Annotated in this window: 19 protein-coding genes; 16 read left to right on the top strand and 3 right to left on the bottom strand. The window is 66.1% G+C overall.

Annotated features, from left to right (window positions below; all coding sequences use genetic code 11):
* Positions 1–190: 190 nt before the first annotated feature.
* Together ACE3QM_RS17955 and ACE3QM_RS17960 are read left to right on the top strand one after the other, a co-directional pair.
* Positions 191–1,129: a Nudix family hydrolase gene (locus ACE3QM_RS17955; protein WP_048411212.1), complete on the top strand. Its 939-nt coding sequence runs from the start codon at positions 191–193 to the stop codon at positions 1,127–1,129.
* A complete protein-coding gene (locus tag ACE3QM_RS17960; protein ID WP_048411235.1) occupies positions 1,126–1,554 on the top strand; it encodes a hypothetical protein in 429 nt (142 codons plus the stop codon). Before ACE3QM_RS17955 ends, ACE3QM_RS17960 begins: the two co-directional genes overlap by 4 nt.
* 22 nt (positions 1,555–1,576) lie before the next feature.
* Here ACE3QM_RS17960 and ACE3QM_RS17965 read toward each other — a convergent pair whose 3' ends face one another.
* The 3 genes from ACE3QM_RS17965 to ACE3QM_RS17975 all read right to left on the bottom strand — a co-directional run bounded on the left by ACE3QM_RS17965 (position 1,577) and on the right by ACE3QM_RS17975 (position 3,426).
* Positions 1,577–2,029, bottom strand: a complete 453-nt coding sequence (locus ACE3QM_RS17965; RefSeq protein ID WP_048411211.1) for a DUF4442 domain-containing protein — start codon at positions 2,027–2,029, stop codon at positions 1,577–1,579.
* An 88-nt stretch (positions 2,030–2,117) separates the two neighbouring features.
* Positions 2,118–2,630: a superoxide dismutase [Cu-Zn] SodC gene (gene sodC / locus ACE3QM_RS17970; RefSeq protein WP_374423785.1), complete on the bottom strand. Its 513-nt coding sequence runs from the start codon at positions 2,628–2,630 to the stop codon at positions 2,118–2,120.
* 130 nt (positions 2,631–2,760) lie between these two features.
* A complete protein-coding gene (locus ACE3QM_RS17975) occupies positions 2,761–3,426 on the bottom strand; it encodes a cytochrome b (protein WP_231463049.1) in 666 nt (221 codons plus the stop codon).
* Positions 3,427–3,861: 435 nt separating this feature from the next.
* Here ACE3QM_RS17975 and gspG point away from each other — a divergent pair, with 435 nt between their 5' ends.
* The 14 genes from gspG to ACE3QM_RS18045 all read left to right on the top strand — a co-directional run bounded on the left by gspG (position 3,862) and on the right by ACE3QM_RS18045 (position 16,291).
* Positions 3,862–4,290, top strand: a complete 429-nt coding sequence (gene gspG / locus ACE3QM_RS17980) for a type II secretion system major pseudopilin GspG (protein WP_231463047.1) — start codon at positions 3,862–3,864, stop codon at positions 4,288–4,290.
* A 10-nt stretch (positions 4,291–4,300) separates the two neighbouring features.
* Entirely contained in the window at positions 4,301–4,741 is a 441-nt protein-coding gene (locus ACE3QM_RS17985) for a lytic transglycosylase domain-containing protein (RefSeq protein ID WP_374423788.1), read from the top strand.
* Entirely contained in the window at positions 4,734–5,924 is a 1,191-nt protein-coding gene (locus ACE3QM_RS17990) for a type II secretion system F family protein (RefSeq protein ID WP_374423790.1), read from the top strand. Before ACE3QM_RS17985 ends, ACE3QM_RS17990 begins: the two co-directional genes overlap by 8 nt.
* Before the next feature lie 9 nt (positions 5,925–5,933).
* On the top strand, positions 5,934–7,514 hold the full coding sequence (locus tag ACE3QM_RS17995; RefSeq protein WP_374423792.1) for a GspE/PulE family protein: 1,581 nt from the start codon (positions 5,934–5,936) through the stop codon (positions 7,512–7,514).
* Positions 7,495–8,250: a hypothetical protein gene (locus ACE3QM_RS18000; RefSeq protein ID WP_374423794.1), complete on the top strand. Its 756-nt coding sequence runs from the start codon at positions 7,495–7,497 to the stop codon at positions 8,248–8,250. Before ACE3QM_RS17995 ends, ACE3QM_RS18000 begins: the two co-directional genes overlap by 20 nt.
* A complete protein-coding gene (locus ACE3QM_RS18005) occupies positions 8,238–8,765 on the top strand; it encodes a hypothetical protein (RefSeq protein WP_374423796.1) in 528 nt (175 codons plus the stop codon). The genes ACE3QM_RS18000 and ACE3QM_RS18005 overlap by 13 nt, the downstream gene beginning before the upstream one ends.
* The gene (locus ACE3QM_RS18010) at positions 8,762–9,376 is read left to right on the top strand and encodes a GspMb/PilO family protein (RefSeq protein WP_374423798.1); all 615 of its coding nucleotides are present in this window, start codon (positions 8,762–8,764) and stop codon (positions 9,374–9,376) included. The genes ACE3QM_RS18005 and ACE3QM_RS18010 overlap by 4 nt, the downstream gene beginning before the upstream one ends.
* A 71-nt stretch (positions 9,377–9,447) precedes the next feature.
* On the top strand, positions 9,448–9,804 hold the full coding sequence (locus ACE3QM_RS18015) for a hypothetical protein (RefSeq protein ID WP_374423800.1): 357 nt from the start codon (positions 9,448–9,450) through the stop codon (positions 9,802–9,804).
* A gap of 74 nt (positions 9,805–9,878) precedes the next feature.
* A complete protein-coding gene (locus ACE3QM_RS18020) occupies positions 9,879–11,711 on the top strand; it encodes a secretin N-terminal domain-containing protein (protein ID WP_374423802.1) in 1,833 nt (610 codons plus the stop codon).
* 7 nt (positions 11,712–11,718) lie between these two features.
* Positions 11,719–12,195 carry a type II secretion system protein gene (locus ACE3QM_RS18025; protein ID WP_048411203.1) on the top strand — a complete coding sequence of 159 codons (477 nt, stop codon included), beginning with the start codon at positions 11,719–11,721 and terminating at the stop codon, positions 12,193–12,195.
* On the top strand, positions 12,170–12,556 hold the full coding sequence (locus tag ACE3QM_RS18030; RefSeq protein WP_374423804.1) for a type II secretion system protein: 387 nt from the start codon (positions 12,170–12,172) through the stop codon (positions 12,554–12,556). The genes ACE3QM_RS18025 and ACE3QM_RS18030 overlap by 26 nt, the downstream gene beginning before the upstream one ends.
* Entirely contained in the window at positions 12,543–13,001 is a 459-nt protein-coding gene (locus ACE3QM_RS18035; RefSeq protein ID WP_374423807.1) for a type II secretion system protein, read from the top strand. Before ACE3QM_RS18030 ends, ACE3QM_RS18035 begins: the two co-directional genes overlap by 14 nt.
* A 262-nt stretch (positions 13,002–13,263) precedes the next feature.
* The gene (locus tag ACE3QM_RS18040; RefSeq protein WP_231463338.1) at positions 13,264–13,947 is read left to right on the top strand and encodes a response regulator transcription factor; all 684 of its coding nucleotides are present in this window, start codon (positions 13,264–13,266) and stop codon (positions 13,945–13,947) included.
* Positions 13,948–14,008: 61 nt separating this feature from the next.
* Positions 14,009–16,291 carry an ATP-binding protein gene (locus tag ACE3QM_RS18045; protein ID WP_374423808.1) on the top strand — a complete coding sequence of 761 codons (2,283 nt, stop codon included), beginning with the start codon at positions 14,009–14,011 and terminating at the stop codon, positions 16,289–16,291.
* Positions 16,292–16,341 lie beyond the last annotated feature (50 nt).

Consider the following 16,341-nt stretch of genomic DNA (forward strand, 5'->3'; position numbering starts at 1 on the left):
GAGTACATTCCGCTTTTTCGCTCGTTTTCGCCTTGTCTCGCCTTAGCTCGCGAGATCGTAAACAGGCTCTAATACAGTTATTTGAGTCAATAAGGGCGCCGCGGCGCCCTTATTGCTGGGGAGCGCTTGCGGTAGAATGCGCTGCCGGCCGTCGAGAGCCGGAACGATATTCACCGGGCAAGACCAAGCAATGAGCGATAGCAAGATCATCGAGGTAGTGGCCGGCGCGCTGATGCGGCCGGATGGCAGTTTCATGCTGGGCAGCCGGCCGGAAGGCAAGCCCTATGCCGGTTACTGGGAGTTCCCCGGCGGCAAGGTGGAGCCGGGCGAAAGCGGCGAGCAGGCGCTGGCGCGCGAACTGCACGAGGAAATGGGCATTGAAATGCTGGCCGCGACGCCCTGGCTGACTAAAGTGCACCATTATGAACACGCCTCGGTGCGGCTGCATTTCTTCCGTGTCTGGTCCTGGCGCGGCGAGCCTCAATCGCGGGAAGGCCAAAGCTTCGCCTGGCAGACGCCGGGCGCTTGCACGGTGCAGCCCATGCTGCCGGCCAACGGACCCATTCTCAAATCGCTGGAATTGCCGGCGGCTTATGCGATCACTTGCGCGCACGAAATCGGCGTCGATGCGCAGTTGCGTCGGCTGGAACAGGGGCCGGCCTGGGGCATGGTGCAGGTGCGCGAACCGCAGATGGCGCGCGCCGAGCTCGCTGATTTCGTCGCCAAGGCGGCTGCCATCGTCCATGGCCGCGGCGGCAAGCTGCTGCTCAACGCCGACCCGGTCTGGGCGGCGGAGTGGCCGGTGGATGGCGTGCATCTGAACGCCGCGCGACTGGCCTCGTTGAACGAACGCCCGGACTTTGCCTGGGTTGGCGCTTCGGCGCATGACGCGGCGCAAGTGGCGCGTATAGGCGAACTGGGCCTGGATTACGCCTTGCTCGGCCATGTCGCCGCCACCGCCAGCCATCCCGGCGCGGCGGCGCTGGGATGGGATGGGTTCCGGGCCTGCCTGGCCGCCGGCGCGCCGACGCCAGTGTACGCCTTGGGCGGCATGAGTTTGGAGGATTTGGACGCCGCCCGTTGTCACGGCGCGCATGGGGTGGCGTTGATGCGGGGGGCCTGGCGATGACGGCCAAGCAACGGAAATGGCTGGCGCTGGGCGGTGCCTTGCTACTGCTGGCTGGCGTCAAGTTCGGTCTGATTTATTACTGGTATGGCCAGCGGCAGCCGGTCAAGCCGCAGCCCTTGGCTTGCGGCGCCGGCCAACTGTCCTGCGCGCTGCCCGGCGGCGGCGCTTGGCGTTTCGTGTCGGCGCCGGTGCACGGCAAGCCGTTCGAAATCCGCCTGCAAGGCGTCGTCGCGCGCGAGACGCCGCAGGTGGAGTTCAATATGGCCGACATGGACATGGGTTTCAATCGCTACACCTTCGTGCGCGACGGCGCCGATTGGAAGGCGACGGTGACGCTGCCGCTGTGCGTCAGCGGCAGCCGTGACTGGCTGGCGACGCTGAGCCTGGACGGCAAACGCTATCTGCTGCCGTTCTCCGCGCGCTGAACCACGGGGGCGGCGCGCCGCCTCATCTTTTCTTGCGCTTGACGTAGAGCGTCTTGTGCACCCGGGCCACCACCTCGCCCTGCTGATCCACCACGTCCACCAGTAGCTGCGGCAAATACTTGTCGCCGTGCGCGGTGTGGCGTCTGACTTCGTCCAGCGTTTCCGGCGTCAGCCGGAAATGCGCGCGCACCGTGCCGCGTCCCGGTTTCAGATAGTCGATGCTGCCGCTCTTGTCCCACACATAGTAGTCCCGCCCCAACTGATGCATCAGCATCAGCATGAAGAAGGGATCGGTCATCGCGTACAGGCTGCCGCCGAAATGGGTGCCGACGTAGTTGCGATTGCCGAAGCTCAGTTTCAACTGCACCTCGATGTCGCTGAAGTCGGCTGCCAGCCGCTTGACGCGGATGCCGGCACCCAGGAAGGGCGGCCATAGATTGAGCAGAAATCGGAACAGCCAGGCGGGTGGTTTCATCGCGTTAAAACGGTCGTTTGAATTTTGTCATCGTCGATAAAAAAACCGGCGCTGTCAATCGCGCCGGTCCGGTTTGTCGCGGGCGGGTTTATTTGACCACGCCGCAAGTCACGCGCGCGCCGCCGCCGCCCAGCGGCAGCGGATGGTCGCTGTGATTGTCGCCGCCGGCATGCACCATCAGCGCATGGCCAGCGAAGTCGGCGGCCTTCAGCCGTGGCGCCAGCACCGGGTAGGTCGCCTTGCCGTCGGCACCCACGTACAGCGCCGGCAGGTCGCCCTTATGGCCTTGGCCATAGGGGCCGGCGTGCGCGCCGGTCTTGTCCGGGTCCCAGTGGCCGCCGGCGGCGCCGGCTGGCGTGATGGCCCCATTGGCGCCGACGGATGGCGCGCAGGACGCCTTCTCATGCACGTGGAAGCCATGCACGCCCGGCGGCAGCTTTGCCAGATTGGGCGTCAGCAAGGCGCCATAGGGCGTGTCTTCTATCTGGACGCTGCCGGCGGGGCCGGCATCGCCCTTGGCGTCGACAAAGGACAGTTCCACGGTTTGGGCCAGCGCCAGCGTGGGCAGACAGCACAGCAGGGTGAGTAGAGTACGCGACATGGGCAGAATCTCCTGGTGAGAGCGGGGGAAAGCTATGGCGATTGTGCCATTCCCCGCTCCTTGGACGGCCTGGCTGATCGGTCGGTTCTCGCCCAGCGCCGGATCACGCTCGCGAGACTTTGAACAAGCTCTAGGAGGCCAGCCGATCCGTGGGCGGCAACTCTTGATTCTGCGCTTCGGTATCCTGCGAACAGCGGTGGCAGTCGGCCACGGCAGGAGTCGGAACCGAAGCCGGCCGCCGCCAGCTCATGCGCCGCAGCGTGTCGTCCTTCAGCACGGCATGGTGCCAAATGGCGGCGGAGACGTGGACGGCGAGCAGGCCATAGAAGATCCAGCCCAGCCATTCGTGCAGCCGCACCGCGCTGACGACCAGAGCCGGATCTGCCTCGACCAGGCGCGGAAAGTAGATGCCGAGCAAGGGCACCGGGATTCTCAGGCCCTTGGCGTTGACGATGATCCAGCCCAATAAGCATGAACCCAGGATGAAGCCGTAGATCGCCAGATGAGCGGCGTGGGCGCAAGCGCGCTGCGCGCGGCTGCTGCCGGCCAGCGGCGGCAGCGCCGGACCGGCCAGCCGCGTGGCGGCGCGCAATAGCGTGAGCGAGAGCAGGGCCATGCCACAGCCGATGTGCACGACCATCACGCTGCGCATGTCGATGGCGGTGTGACTGACCAGAAGGTCGCGTAGCCCACCGGCCAGCGCCAGGCTGGCCATCAGCAGCACGCTCAGCCAGTGAAACAGAATTTGCAGACGCGGGTAGCCTTGGCTGCGGGACGCCGGGGCGGAAGGGTGCATGACGCTTCTCCAATGAAGCCCGGCCGCGTCGGACATATCCTCCGCGGCGGGGCTGGATTTAAAAAGCGCCATTCAAACGCTTGCATGGCCAGGAGGCCAGCTTTCTTAAGTCATTCTAAATCCAGTCAATCCCATGCTTATATCCGGCTAGTTTTTATATGAATCTTCTATTCAGTTAATTTTAAATAATTATCTTATTGTCCTGAGTTTCCCGAATTTAGATTCCTTTTAGAAATATTGAGAATGGCTGAACGGCTGTGTGAGCATGGCTGGGCAGAGAAAAGCCCAGGTCCTTGATCAAGCTTGGCTTTGCCGCGGCAGCGGAGTGCTTCCCTGCCGAAAGCGGTAAGCGGATGGCGCGTCCTGGCGCGGACCGGACCGATATTCTCAAGCGCCCGCCCTGAAGCGTGGCCTTATTTCTGGAAGAGTAATTTTATGACGATGATCAGCGCTCAATGGCGACGAGCTAGGCAAGGCGGATTCACGCTGCTGGAATTATTGGTGGTGCTGCTGATTATTGCCTTATTGGCCGGCTATGTCGGTCCCAAGCTGTTTTCCCAAGTGGACAAGGCCAAGGTCAAGGCCACCCAGGCGCAGATGAAAACCCTGGGCGATGCGCTGGTGCAATACCGGCTGGATGTCGGCAGCTATCCCAGTTCGGAACAGGGTCTGGACGCGCTGGTGAAAGCGCCGCCGGGCGTGGCCGGCTGGCATGGCCCTTATCTGGCGCAGGATGTGCCGCTGGATGCCTGGGGCCGGCCGTATCAATTGCAAGTGCCGGGCCGCGCGGCCGAGGCGGAAATCCTGTCCCTGGGCGAGGAAGGGCGAGCGGGAGGCAATGGTGAACTGGTGCACGCGCTGTAAGGCGCTGCTGTTGACGGCGCTTGCCGCGCTGTCGGGCGGCGCGCAGGCCGAGGTCAACTGCTGGCGCGCCGCCGGCGCGCGCCATCAGGTGGATCCGCTGCTGTTGTATTCGATCGCCAAGGTGGAGTCCTCGTTGAACCCGCGCGCGATCAATTACAACAAGAACGGCAGCCACGATATCGGCCTGATGCAAATCAACAGCCAGCATCTGCCGGCCTTGAGCCAGCGCGGCATCACGCGCCAACGGCTGCTGGACGATCCCTGCCTGAGCATACAGGTGGGCGCGTCGATACTGTCCGGCTTCATCCAGCGCTATGGCTATACCTGGCGCGCGGTGGGCGCTTACAACGCCGGCGGCGCGGCGGCGCGCGAGACGGCGCGCCAGCGCTATGTGGACAAGGTGTGGCGCGAATACTTGCAACTGCGCGCGGAACGTCGCCGAGATGGCTGAATACCGGATCAGCACGTTGCGGCAGGGGGCGGTGCAACTGCGCCTGGTGCAGGCGGACAGCGAAGCAGCCGCGCGGGCCCAAGTGGGCGCGGACGAGGGCATGCTGCTGGAAGTGACGCGCGTTGCCGGCGCCCGGCGCGACGGGCTGCGCCTGAACGGCGCGGCGCTCGGCCTGCTGTTGCAGGAGCTGTCGGCGCTGCTGGAGGCCGGCCTGGTGCTGATCGAGGCGCTGGAAGCGCTGCGCGACAAGGCCGGGCAGGGCAATAGGCCGCTGCAAGGGGTGTTGGAACAATTGCTGCAGACCCTATACCAGGGGCAGCCGTTGTCGCGGGCGATGCAGGCGCAGCCGGCGGTGTTCCCGGAGCTGCTGGTGGCCACCGTGGCCTCGTCGGAAGGCAGCGGCCAATTGCCGGCGGCGTTGAAGCGCTACCAGTACTACGAACAACGCGTCGCCACGCTGCGCAAGCGGGTGACCGGCGCGCTGGTCTATCCGGCGGTGGTGCTGAGCGTGGGCGGCGGCATCCTGCTGTTCATGCTGTTCTTCGTGATCCCCCGCTTCGCCGTGGTGTTCGAATCGCTGCGCGAACTGCCGGCCACCGCGGCCGCCATGCTGTGGTGGGCGCGGCTGGTGCAGAGCCACGGCGGCTTGTTGGGCGCGGGCCTGGCCGGAGGCCTGCTCGCGGTGGCGGCGACGCTGCGCGCGAGCCGGGTCCGTCGCGCGCTGCTGGCGCGGTTGTGGACGCTGCCCAAGCTGCGCGATGTCGCCCAATTGTTCGTGCTGGCGCGCTTCTACCGCAGCGCCGGCTTGCTGATCGACGGCGGCACGCCGGCGCTGCAGGCCTTCGAGCTGTCCGGGCGGCTGCTGCCGGCGGCGCATGGGCAGCGGCTGAGCCGCGCGCTGGAAGAGCTGCGCGCCGGCAAGCCGGTGGCGGCGACGCTGGCGCGCCATGGCCTGACCACGGCGGTGGCCGAGCGGCTGCTGCGCGTGGGCGAGCAGAGCGGAGACCTGGGCGGGATGTGCGAGCGCATCGCCCACTTTCACGATGGCACGCTGGACCAGGCGATAGAAGTGTTCAGCAAAGTGTTCGAACCGATTTTGATGTTGGCGGTCGGCGGCCTGGTCGGCCTGATCGTCACCCTGTTGTACATGCCGATTTTCGAACTGGCCGGCGGCATGGGCTGAGGAATACCGATGGAACAATTACTGGATGTCGCCGTACCCACCGCCTGGCAATGGCGGCGCGAGAGCGGCGAGCAAGACCTCTCGCTGGCCGAACTGCTGGACCGGCAACTGGAGCGCGAACCGGACAGCCTGCCGCTGGCGGCCAGGCTGCTGGGGCTGAGCGCGCTGAGCGGTGGCCAGCTGCGCGAGGCGGCGCCGCGTTTCGACCTGCTGCCGTTGGCGGAGGCCCTGTCCTGCCGCGTGGCGCCGCTGGAATGGCAGGGGCGGCTCTATCTGGCCATGGCCGAGCCCTTGCATCTGGACGCGCGGTTGAGGCTGCAAAACCGCTTGCTCGGCGCCGGCCACCGCTTCGCCATCTGCCTGCCCGGCGTCGTCGACGCCTGGCTGAAACAGGCGGAGGCCAGCGAGCGGGTGATGGAGGGCGCCACGGTGGACCTGGCCGAGGACAGCCTGGCCAAGGCGGTGGAATCGATCTCGCTTAGCAGCCTGGCCAAGGATGAAAGCCCGGTGATCCGCCTGGTCAACATGACCTTGTACGACGGCCTGCAAAGCCGCGCCAGCGACATCCACCTGGAGTCCAGCGTCGCTGGCCTGCATATCCGCTACCGCATCGACGGCGTGATGCAGTCCATCCGGCAGGTGCCGGGGCAATTGGTGGCCAGCCAGGCGATGTCGCGGCTGAAAGTGCTGTCCAGCCTGGACATCGCGGAAAAGCGCGTGCCGCAGGATGGCCGCTTCAAAGTGGCGCTGCAAGGGCGCGAAGTGGATTTCCGCGTCTCCATCATGCCGGGCGCTCATGGCGAAAACGCGGTGTTGCGGCTGCTGGATAAATCCCAGCGCGGCGACAGCCTGAACCTGGACACCCTGGGCTTTCCCGGCGAAACCGCGCGCCGCATTCGCGCGCTGGCGCAACTGCCCTATGGCCTGACCCTGATCACCGGTCCCACCGGCAGCGGCAAGTCCACCACCTTGTACGGCACGCTGGCGGAGATCAATACCGGCGAGGAAAAGATCATCACCATCGAAGACCCGGTGGAGTACGAAATGGCCGGCATTCTGCAGATTCCGGTGAATGAAAAGAAGGGCCTGAGCTTTGCCCGCGGCCTGCGCTCCATCCTGCGTCACGACCCGGACACCATTCTGGTGGGGGAGATCCGCGACGCGGAAACCGCCGCCATCGCGGTGCAGTCGGCGCTGACCGGCCACCGCGTGCTGTCCTCGGTGCACGCCAACGACGCCTTCAGCGTGATCGACCGCTTCCTCTACATGGGCGTGGAACCGGCCTCCTTTCTGGAGGCGCTCAACGGCGTGGTGTCGCAGCGCCTGGTGCGTCGTCTGTGCGCGGCCTGTGGCGGAGCCGCTTGCGAGGTCTGCCGCGGCAGCGGCTTTCACGGCCGCATCGCGCTGGCGGAAGTGCTGCGGCTGGACAGCAGCATGAAGGGCGCGCTGCTGGAGCGCTCGCCGCAAAAGCGTCAACAGGCGCTGGCGCAGTGCGCAGATTATCAATCGATGCGCGCCGCCGCCGATGAGGCGGTGGCGCGTGGACTCACCACTTACCAGGAGGTCAGCCGTGCCGTGGCCATGGAATGAAAGAACCGTGCTGATCGAGGCCGAAGAGGCGATCCTGCTGCCGGATGTCGCAAGCGAAGGCAAGCGCTGGCGCTGCCACCACCACGGCAAGCCGGCGGAGGCGCTGGCCATGCTGCTGGGCGGCGCCGCGCGCGCGCGCCCGGCCTGGCGCAACCGCGTGCATGTGCTGCTCGGCTATCCATGGGCGCATAGCCAACTATTGCCGTGGCAGGACGGTCTGGCCGGGCGGCAAGCGCAGTGGCGCGCCTATGCGCTGGGCCTGATGCGTGAGCGCGGCATCGGCGGCGAACTGGCGCTGCGGCTGACGCCACCGCGTCACGGCGCCGCGCGGCTGGCTTGCGCCGCCGACGCCGCCTTGCTTGGTGAGATTGCCGGCGCGGCGCGCGCGGCGGGCTGGCGGCTGGCCGGCTGCCGCGACTTGCTGTCGTCCAGCCTGCAACGCTATCAGCGCGCGCTGGCGCAGGACCGGCGCGCGCTGGTGGTGGCCGAGGCCGGCGCCGTCACCTGCCTGTGGCGCGGCGAGCGCGACTGGGAGCAATTGCTGACCCTGGCGCTGGCGCCGGGGCAGAGCGCGATCGACGGCGTGGCGGCGGCGGAAGCGCTATGTGGCCGCGAGCCCGGCGGCGCCTATTGCTGGGCCGCGACACTGGGGCCGGCGCAACAGCCGATGGCCGCGCAGGCGCGCTGGCTCGGCTTCCCCCATCCCTTGCTGGAGCGTTTGCCATGCGCGGTCTGAATTGCCGCGGGCTGGACTTCAGCCGGCCGGAACCGCGCGCGCCGCTGGCCGGCCTCGCCGCCGTCGTCTTGCTGGCGCTGCTGGCCGTCATCGGCTGGCGGCAGTGGCAGTTGCAACGGCAGGAAGCGGAGATCGCGGTATTGGAGCAGGGTCGGGAACGGCAGCGCCAACTGCGCGAGCGCGAGCAGCGCCGCTTGCAGGCCCGCACGCCGGAAGAATGCAAGCTGGAAGCGCTGCTGCTGGCCCAGGGCGACGATGGACGCCGGCTGCGTCCGGCGCTGCTGCGGGCGATAGAGCAGGCCTGGACGCCGCGGCTGGGCATGCTGACGCTGCATCTCGAAGGCGCGGGCCGGCAGGCGCGGCTGGAATTGAGCGCCGCCGACCCCGGCGCGATCTTTCAGTTCCTCAGCGCCTTGAACCGCGGTCCCGGCCAGGCCACCTTGCTGCGGCAGGGCATCAAGGCGGACGATCCGCGGCGAGCGGCGCTGGCCACGATACAGGTGACATTGCGATGAGCGCGCGCTGGCGAACCGTCACCGCGGCCTTGATCACGGCCTGGCGGCGCGCGCGGCAGGTCCGCGTTCAGCCGGAATCCGGGCAGTGGCGGCATTGGCGCAGCCGCTTGCGCTGGCAGCGGCAAGTGCTGGCGTGCCACTTGGGCCGTGGCGGACAGTTGGCGCTGGCGGCCTGTGGTCTGTTGTTGGGCTATGGCGCGCTGGCGCAGTGGCCGCAGCAGCAGGACTTGCAGCAGCGGCGCCAGCGGCTCAGCGCGCCGCCGCGCGCCTTGCCGGCGGCGGAGCCGACCGCCCGCGCGCAGCAACTGCGGGCGCAGTTGAGCGAGGACATGAACCCGCGCAAGCAGGCCTTGCTGGCGCAACTGAGCCAGGCCGGGCTGATCGTGTTCGACGCCGCCTACCGCGACGAGCCGGAGGCCGGCGGCAAATTGCGCCGCGTCAGCGTAGAACTCAGCGCCGCCGGGCGCTATCCGGAACTGATGGCGGCGCTGGTCGCGCTGAAGGCACAGCCCTTGCTGCGCCTGGAGACGCTGACGCTGGAACGCGCGCAAACCACCAATGTGATGCTGAGCATTCGGATGCGGCTCAGCATGTTGGGAGCGGGGCAATGAGGCGGCGGTGCTACGGCTCGCTTCTGGCGTTTGCGCTGGCTTGCGCGGCGCCCGTGCGGGCGGAGGAGATCGTGGACTTGTTTCCCGGCCAGCTCTGGGAGTCGCTGCAACTGCAGGCTGCTTCGACGCAGGGCCAAGCGTTGCCGAACCCCGCGCTGGCCGCTCCTTTGCCGGTGCCGATGCCGGAGGCGGCCCCGGAGCCGTTCACCGCGCTGGGCGAATGGCGTCAGCAGGGACAGCGGGTGCTGGTGCTGCAAGGGCAGAGCGACAGCTATCTGCTGTGCGCGGCCTGCAAGCTGCCCAAGGCGCTGCGGCCGGGCGCGAAGCTGGAGCATTACCTGTTCAAGGCCTTGGAGCGGGACCGCGTGGTGCTGCTCGACGCCGAAGGGCGGGAACACGCGATAACACTATCCCGATTGGTTAACTGAAACGGCGGCGACGGCGCGGCGGAACCCGGCAACGGTCCGCGGCCCGACGCCGCGATTTATCTGGCGATGATGAAATGAAGCACTGCAAACCCACGCTGCTGGCGGTGTCACTCAGCTTGATGCTGGGAGGATGCGCGTTGCCCGGGCCAGTCAAAAAGATGTTCGGCTCCAAGCCGCCCGCCAGCGCGGAAGAACAATTGCGCGCCGCGGAGACCGCGCTGCGCCAACAGCCCGGCGATGTGGAACGGCGCAAGAGCGTGGTCGGCAAGAGCACGGTATTGGCGGAGGAAACGCTGCAAGCGGCCAAGGCCAAGATGGAGGCCGGCGACGACGCGGCCGCGCTGGAGGAAGTGAGCCGCTTGCTGGCGCTGGTGCCGGATCATATGCGCGCGCGGCAGTTGCAGCGTCAGCTGCAACGCCGTTTGCGGCTGAAGCCGGAGCTGGACGAAGCCGCCGCCATGGGGCAGCAACGACCGCGCGAGGCCGAGGAGCGGGTCAAGCGCATTCTGCAGGAACAGCCGGGCTATCGGCAGGCGGAAGCGCTGCGCGAGGAATTGCAACACCAGGACGCCGCGCGCACCACGCTGCGCCCGCGCCTGGCCGACGCGCTGCGCCAGCCGGTGACGCTGAATTTCAAGGTCCAGCCCATCGCCAGCATCTTCGACGCGATCTCGCGGCTGGCCGGCATCGACTTCGTGTTCGACCCGGAAGTGGCCATCGCCACCCCGGCCAGCATCATCGCCAGCGACACCACCGCGGAAGACGCCATCAACCTGCTGCTGCGCACCCATCAGCTGGACAAGAAAGTGCTGAGCCAGAACAGCATGCTGATCTACCCGGCGCGCGCGGAAAAAACCAGGGAATACCAGGAACTGGTCACCCGCACCTTCTACCTGGCCCAGGCCAATGCCAGCCATGTGCTGGCGGCGATGCGCCAGATCAGCGCGCCCAAGAACGTGCATCTGGACGAACGCGCCAATGCGGTGATCGTGCGCGACACGCCGGAGGTCATCGCGGTGATCGAGCGCCTGGTGGCCAGCTTGGACATCGCCCAGTCCGAAGTGACCATGGATGTGCAAGTGCTGGAAGTGAACACCAATGATGTGCTCGACGTCGGCATCGACTATCCGCCGGATCTGCGATTTTCGGTGTTGGGCAAGGACGGCGCGGACAAGGTGACGGTGGGCGATCTGCTGCATCTGAACAGCGATCGCATCGGCGTCAGCAGCCGCGGCGACCTGGGGGTGGCGGTCAATCTGCTGCAAAAGAAGGGCAAGACCAAGGTGCTGGCCAATCCCAAGATACGGGTGCGCAATATGGAAAAAGCCAGTATCAAGATAGGCGAAAAAGTACCGGTGGTCACCACCACCAATGCCAACGGCGTGGTGACGGAATCGGTCAACTACCAGGATGTCGGCCTGATCCTGCAAGTGGAGCCGCGGATCAGCCTCAGCGATGAAGTCAGCGTCAAGGTCAGCATGGAGGTCAGCAATCTCAAGGGCGAGGTCAAGACCGCCGGCGGCGGCATTGTCTATCCGATGAGCACCCGCAACGCCGAAACCGTGATGACCGCCCGCGATGGCGAAACCCAGGTGCTGGCTGGCCTGATCAAGCAGCAGCAAGACCGCAGCAGCAACGGCCTGCCCGGCCTCAGCACGCTGGGTTGGCTGGGCAGCCTGTTCGGCGGCCAGAAGCGCAGCGACGAAAACACCGAAATCATCCTGCTGCTGACCCCGCGCATCGAGCGGGCGCTGGAACTGCCGGCCGCCGCCGACAGCTACTTCGTCTCAGGCACCGAGAGCCGTCTCGGCGTGGAGCCGCTGACCACCGCCGCGCCCAAGCCCCCCTCCAAGCCAGCAGCCAAATCCGCCGCGCCGGCGCTGGACAGCCCGCTGGCCGCGCCCTGAGGTGGATATGAAGTCTCAATCCGGCTTCACCCTGATCGAACTGATGGCCGCGCTGACCCTGCTAGCGCTGCTGCTCAGCGCCAGCCTGCCGCTGGCCGATCTGGCCAGGCGGCGCGCGCAGGAGAGCGAACTGCGGCACAGCCTGCGGCAGATCCGCGACGCCATCGACGCCTATCGGCAGGCGGTGACGGACAAGAAAATCACGGTGTCGCCGGAGCAGAGCGGCTATCCGCCCAGCCTCGCCAGCCTGGTCGAGGGGGTGGTGGATAGCAGCGATCCCAATGGCGGCAAGCTTTACTTCCTGCGCCGGCTACCGGCGGACCCGATGTGCGAGCGCTGCGAGGGGCAAAACCCGGCCGAGAGTTGGGACACGCGCAGTTACGACAGCTCGGTGGAGGCGTTTTCCGCCGGTCGCGACGTCTATGACATCCGTTCCAAGAGCGGCGGAAAGGGCATCAATGGCATTCCCTATCAACAATGGTAGGCCGGCGCGCGGCTTCACCCTGATCGAACTATTGGTGGTGATGAGCATCATCGGCGCGCTGATGGCCTTGGTCAGCCCCAGTTATTTCAAGAACAACGACCGTGCGCGCGAAACCGTGCTGCGCCACAATCTGGCGGTGCTGCGCCAGGCCATGGACGATTACCGCGCCGACCACGGCGCCAATCCTTCCGCCTTGCAGGACCTGGTGAGCAACCGCTACCTGCGCGAATTGCCGCTGGACCCTATCTTGGGCCAGCGCGACGGCTGGCAAACCCGGTCGGCGGAAGACGGCGGCATCGGCGAAGTCAGCAGCGGCGCCAAGGGCGCCGGCCTGGACGGCAGTGACTATGGCAGCTGGTAAGCAGCGCGGGCTGGCTTATCTGGGTGTGCTGATGCTGGTATTGGCCATCGGCGTCGCCCTCAGCGCGGCGGCCGGCATCTGGGCCCGCCAGCTGCAGCGCGAGAAAGAGGCGCAGCTGCTGCATATCGGCCTGCAATTGCAGCGCGCGATCGAATCCTATCACCGCAGCGGCACGGCGCCGGCCTATCCCAAGACCCTGGAGGTCCTGCTCAAGGACGATAGAGTGTCCTTCACCCGCCGCCATCTGCGCCGGCTGTATGCCGACCCGATGAGCGGCAAGCCGGAATGGGGCCTGGTCAAGGGCGCCGATGGCGGCATCGTCGGCGTGTTCAGCTTGGTGGAGGGCAGTCCGCTGAAGCGGCGCGGCTTTGCCGCCGAATTGGGCGATTTCGCCGACAAGGCCAGTTATCAGGAGTGGGTTTTTCTGGCGAGAAGCACGCGCTGACGGGACGGCATTCATCATTTATGTCAATGATATTTGTAATTTGTTGATTTAAACCAAATCGCTACTAAAACTGAACATTTTCATGGAATAAATAGGACTCATCCTATATCCCCCCGGGCATCGTTACGGAAAAATCGTCCTCGTTTTCGACTCACGGCGGTTGTCCGGCGGCGCTTAACCGTCAAAGGGCAGGCGGCATAAGGGGACCGGCCTGGCCAGGATCCCGGCCGCGTAAGGCCGCCCTCAAGGGCACCCGAATACGATGATTGTTGCAATTTTAGAAGACTGTCCGCTGCAAGTGGCCCGCGTCGTCGAGCTGCTGGAACAGCATGGCCATCAAGCCATCGCCTGCGGCAATGGCGACCATTTCGTCGCCCGTTTCCAGGAACAGAACTGCAATGCGATGCTGCTGGACTGGGAGGTTCCCGGCCGCAGCGGCATAGACGTGCTCAAATGGGCGCGCGCCAAGTTGCCGTCGGGCCTGCCCATCCTGATGGTGACCCAGCGCGACGACGAAGAGGACATTGTGCAGGCCTTGGAGCGTGGCGCCGACGACTATCTGCAAAAGCCGATTCGCGAGCGCGAACTGCTGGCGCGCCTGGCCGCCCAGTTCCGCAAGCAGCAGCGGCTGGGCGAGCCGGACGCGGAGTTCGAGGCCGGCGGCTACCGCTTCAGTCCGGAGGCGCGCAGCGTCAGCTTCAACGGTGAAAAAGTGATGCTGCCGGCGCGTGAGTTCGCGCTGGCCACGCTGCTGTTCCGCAATCTGGGCCGCATCCTGACCAAGGACTTTCTCAGCCTGCGCATCTGGGGGCTGGCGGACCGCAAATACGACGCCAGCCTGGCCACCTATGTCAGCAATCTGCGCTCGGCGCTGGGCTTGCGGCCGCGCAACGGCATCGTGATCTCCACCGTATATAACTACGGCTACCGCCTGGAGCGGGTCTAATGCGGGTTCGGCCGTGCGGACCGGCGTCGACCGGAGCTTCCTCTCGGAGCATGACGCGGCAATGAGGCTGTCGTGCCTGCTTTTCCGCCGCTGGCGCACGCAAGACGCGCTGTTCTTCATCGGTTTCGCGCTGCTGGTGGCGGTGTTCGCCGTGCCCAATCAAGACGCCTTGTTCCGCTCGTTGGACCGGCTGTATTTCGAATTGCTGGCCAGCCAGCAAGCCGAAGACAACCAGCACGATGTGGTGCTGGTCAATATCGACCAGGCGACGTTGGACGCGCTGGGGCAGAAGGGCGTGCGCGCCAATGCCAGCTACGCGGCATTGCTGGAGCAACTGCGGCAGGCCGATAGCGTGGTACTCGGCCTTAATCTGACCGCGAACAGGGATCTGCAACAACTGCTGGACGCGATCAAGCGCCATGGGCGCGTGGTGGTGGCGGCGCCTGCCTATGTCGGTGGCGACGCGCCCGCGCGGATCGCCGCCGCCGCCGCCGGTGTCGGCCAGCGCGAACTGCTGATCGGCGATGGCAATGTGGCCACCGGCATCCTGCCCTATGCTCCACGCGGCAAGGCACTGTTGCCGAACATCGTGCTGGAAGCGTTGCGGGTGGCCGACTATGAGCTGCCGGCGCGCCAAGTCTGGTGCCTGGCGGCACTATGGCAGCGCTGCTCGCCGCAGGAAGACGGCTGGCTGCTGGTGCTGCCGGCCCAGCACCGCCTGCAGCAGTACTCGATGCTGGCGGTGCTGAACGGCGCCGTGCCGCCGTCCGCGTTCGAAAACAAGATCGTCGTCGTCGGCCACCTGGCGATGGACCCGTTCAAGAGCCTGCGCGCCAGTCACAAACCAATGGCGGCCGAAGGCTATACTCGCAGCCAGATCATCGCGCTGCAAATCCAGACCCTGATGGAGTACGGCCCGGTGTCCATGGTGGCCGCCCCGTACAAGCTGCTGATCAATCTGGCCATCATGCTTGGGCTGCTGCTGGTTTGCCTGCTGTCGCCGCCGGCGCGCATGCACGGCCGCGCCTGGTTGTGGCTGGGCACCTGCTTGCTGGCGTCCATCCTGCTGCTGTTGTACGCCCATACCTGGGTGCCGGTCAGCTCGCCCTTGATTGGCGGCTTGCTGATTTACGCCGGTTGCGCATGGCGCTGGCAGGCCAAGACCCATGCGCTGCTGCGGCAGGAAAGCGCATCCATGCAGTTGAGCCTGCGCGAAGCCGGCATGGCCTTGCCGCTGCGCGGCGGCGTGGAGACCGGCGCCGACGAAATCGAGCGCCTGATGCGGCAAATGCGCGCCTGGCAAGACTCCTACGCCAGCGTGCTCAATCTGTTGCCTTACCCCATTTTCTTCGAGCAGGACGGCAAGATCGTGCTCAGCAATCAGGCCGGGCGCAAGTTGCTCGGCGAGCACGGTGAACAGCGGCGGGCCGAGGACTGGATGCTGGCGCTGACCGCGGGCGCGCGCGCCAAGGCGCAGCGCAGCGGTGGCATCAGCATCGAGCAAGTGTGCGCCGGACCGGGCGAGCACATGCTGCTGGTCACCCCCTGCCCGGAGCTGTGCGCCGGCCGCGCCAGCAATCTGATCAGCCTGGTCGATCTGCCCAGCGTCAAGGAGACAGCGTCCAGCGACCGCCATGCGCTGCGGCAAATGGTGCACGACCTGCGCAATCCGCTCACCGCCATCCTGCTGCTGATAGAGCAGCGCGGCGGTGGCGACGGCCCGCGGCAAGATCAATTCCTCGATGAACTGCGCCGGCAAGTCCATTACAGCCTGCGCGTGGCCCAGGATTTCATGCAGCTGTCGCGCGCCGAGCATCTGAATCCGGCACATTTCCTGCCGGTGTCGCTGCGGGACCTGGCTGAAGAGGCCGTCGACCAGATCCGCGCCGGCGCCGGGCAACAGCGCATCGCCGTGCATGGCCCGGACGCGGCGGAGCCGCTGTGGGTGAACGGCCATTACGACATGCTGCTGCGCGCGGTGGTCAATGTGCTGGACAACGCCATCAAATACTCGCCGCCGGGCAGCGAGGTCACGGTGCGGCTGGCGTGCTGGGGCGAGTTGGCCGGCATCTGCGTGATAGACCAAGGCATAGGCATTCCCGAACATGCGCTGCCGCGGCTGTTCGAGCTGTTCTATCAAGTGGACGAACAGCGTCGCGACGGCGTCGGCCTGGGGCTGCCCTTCGTCAAGGCCGTGCTGCAAGCGCATGGCGGCCGTGTCGAGGTTAAATCCCGGAGCGGGATGGGCAGTGAATTCCAATTGCAAGCGCCAAGGCTGAGGCACCCAGCTTGCCTTCAGCAGGACGAAGAGGATGAGGAAGGCGCTTTCCCGGGCGCTGTTTAGCTTCTTTTGAGATTGATTGGGCAGACGGAACCGGTTTGGAACAATGCGGA

Origin of the sequence: Chromobacterium sp. (assembly GCF_041912965.1) — a bacterium.
GTDB lineage: Bacteria > Pseudomonadota > Gammaproteobacteria > Burkholderiales > Chromobacteriaceae > Chromobacterium > Chromobacterium aquaticum.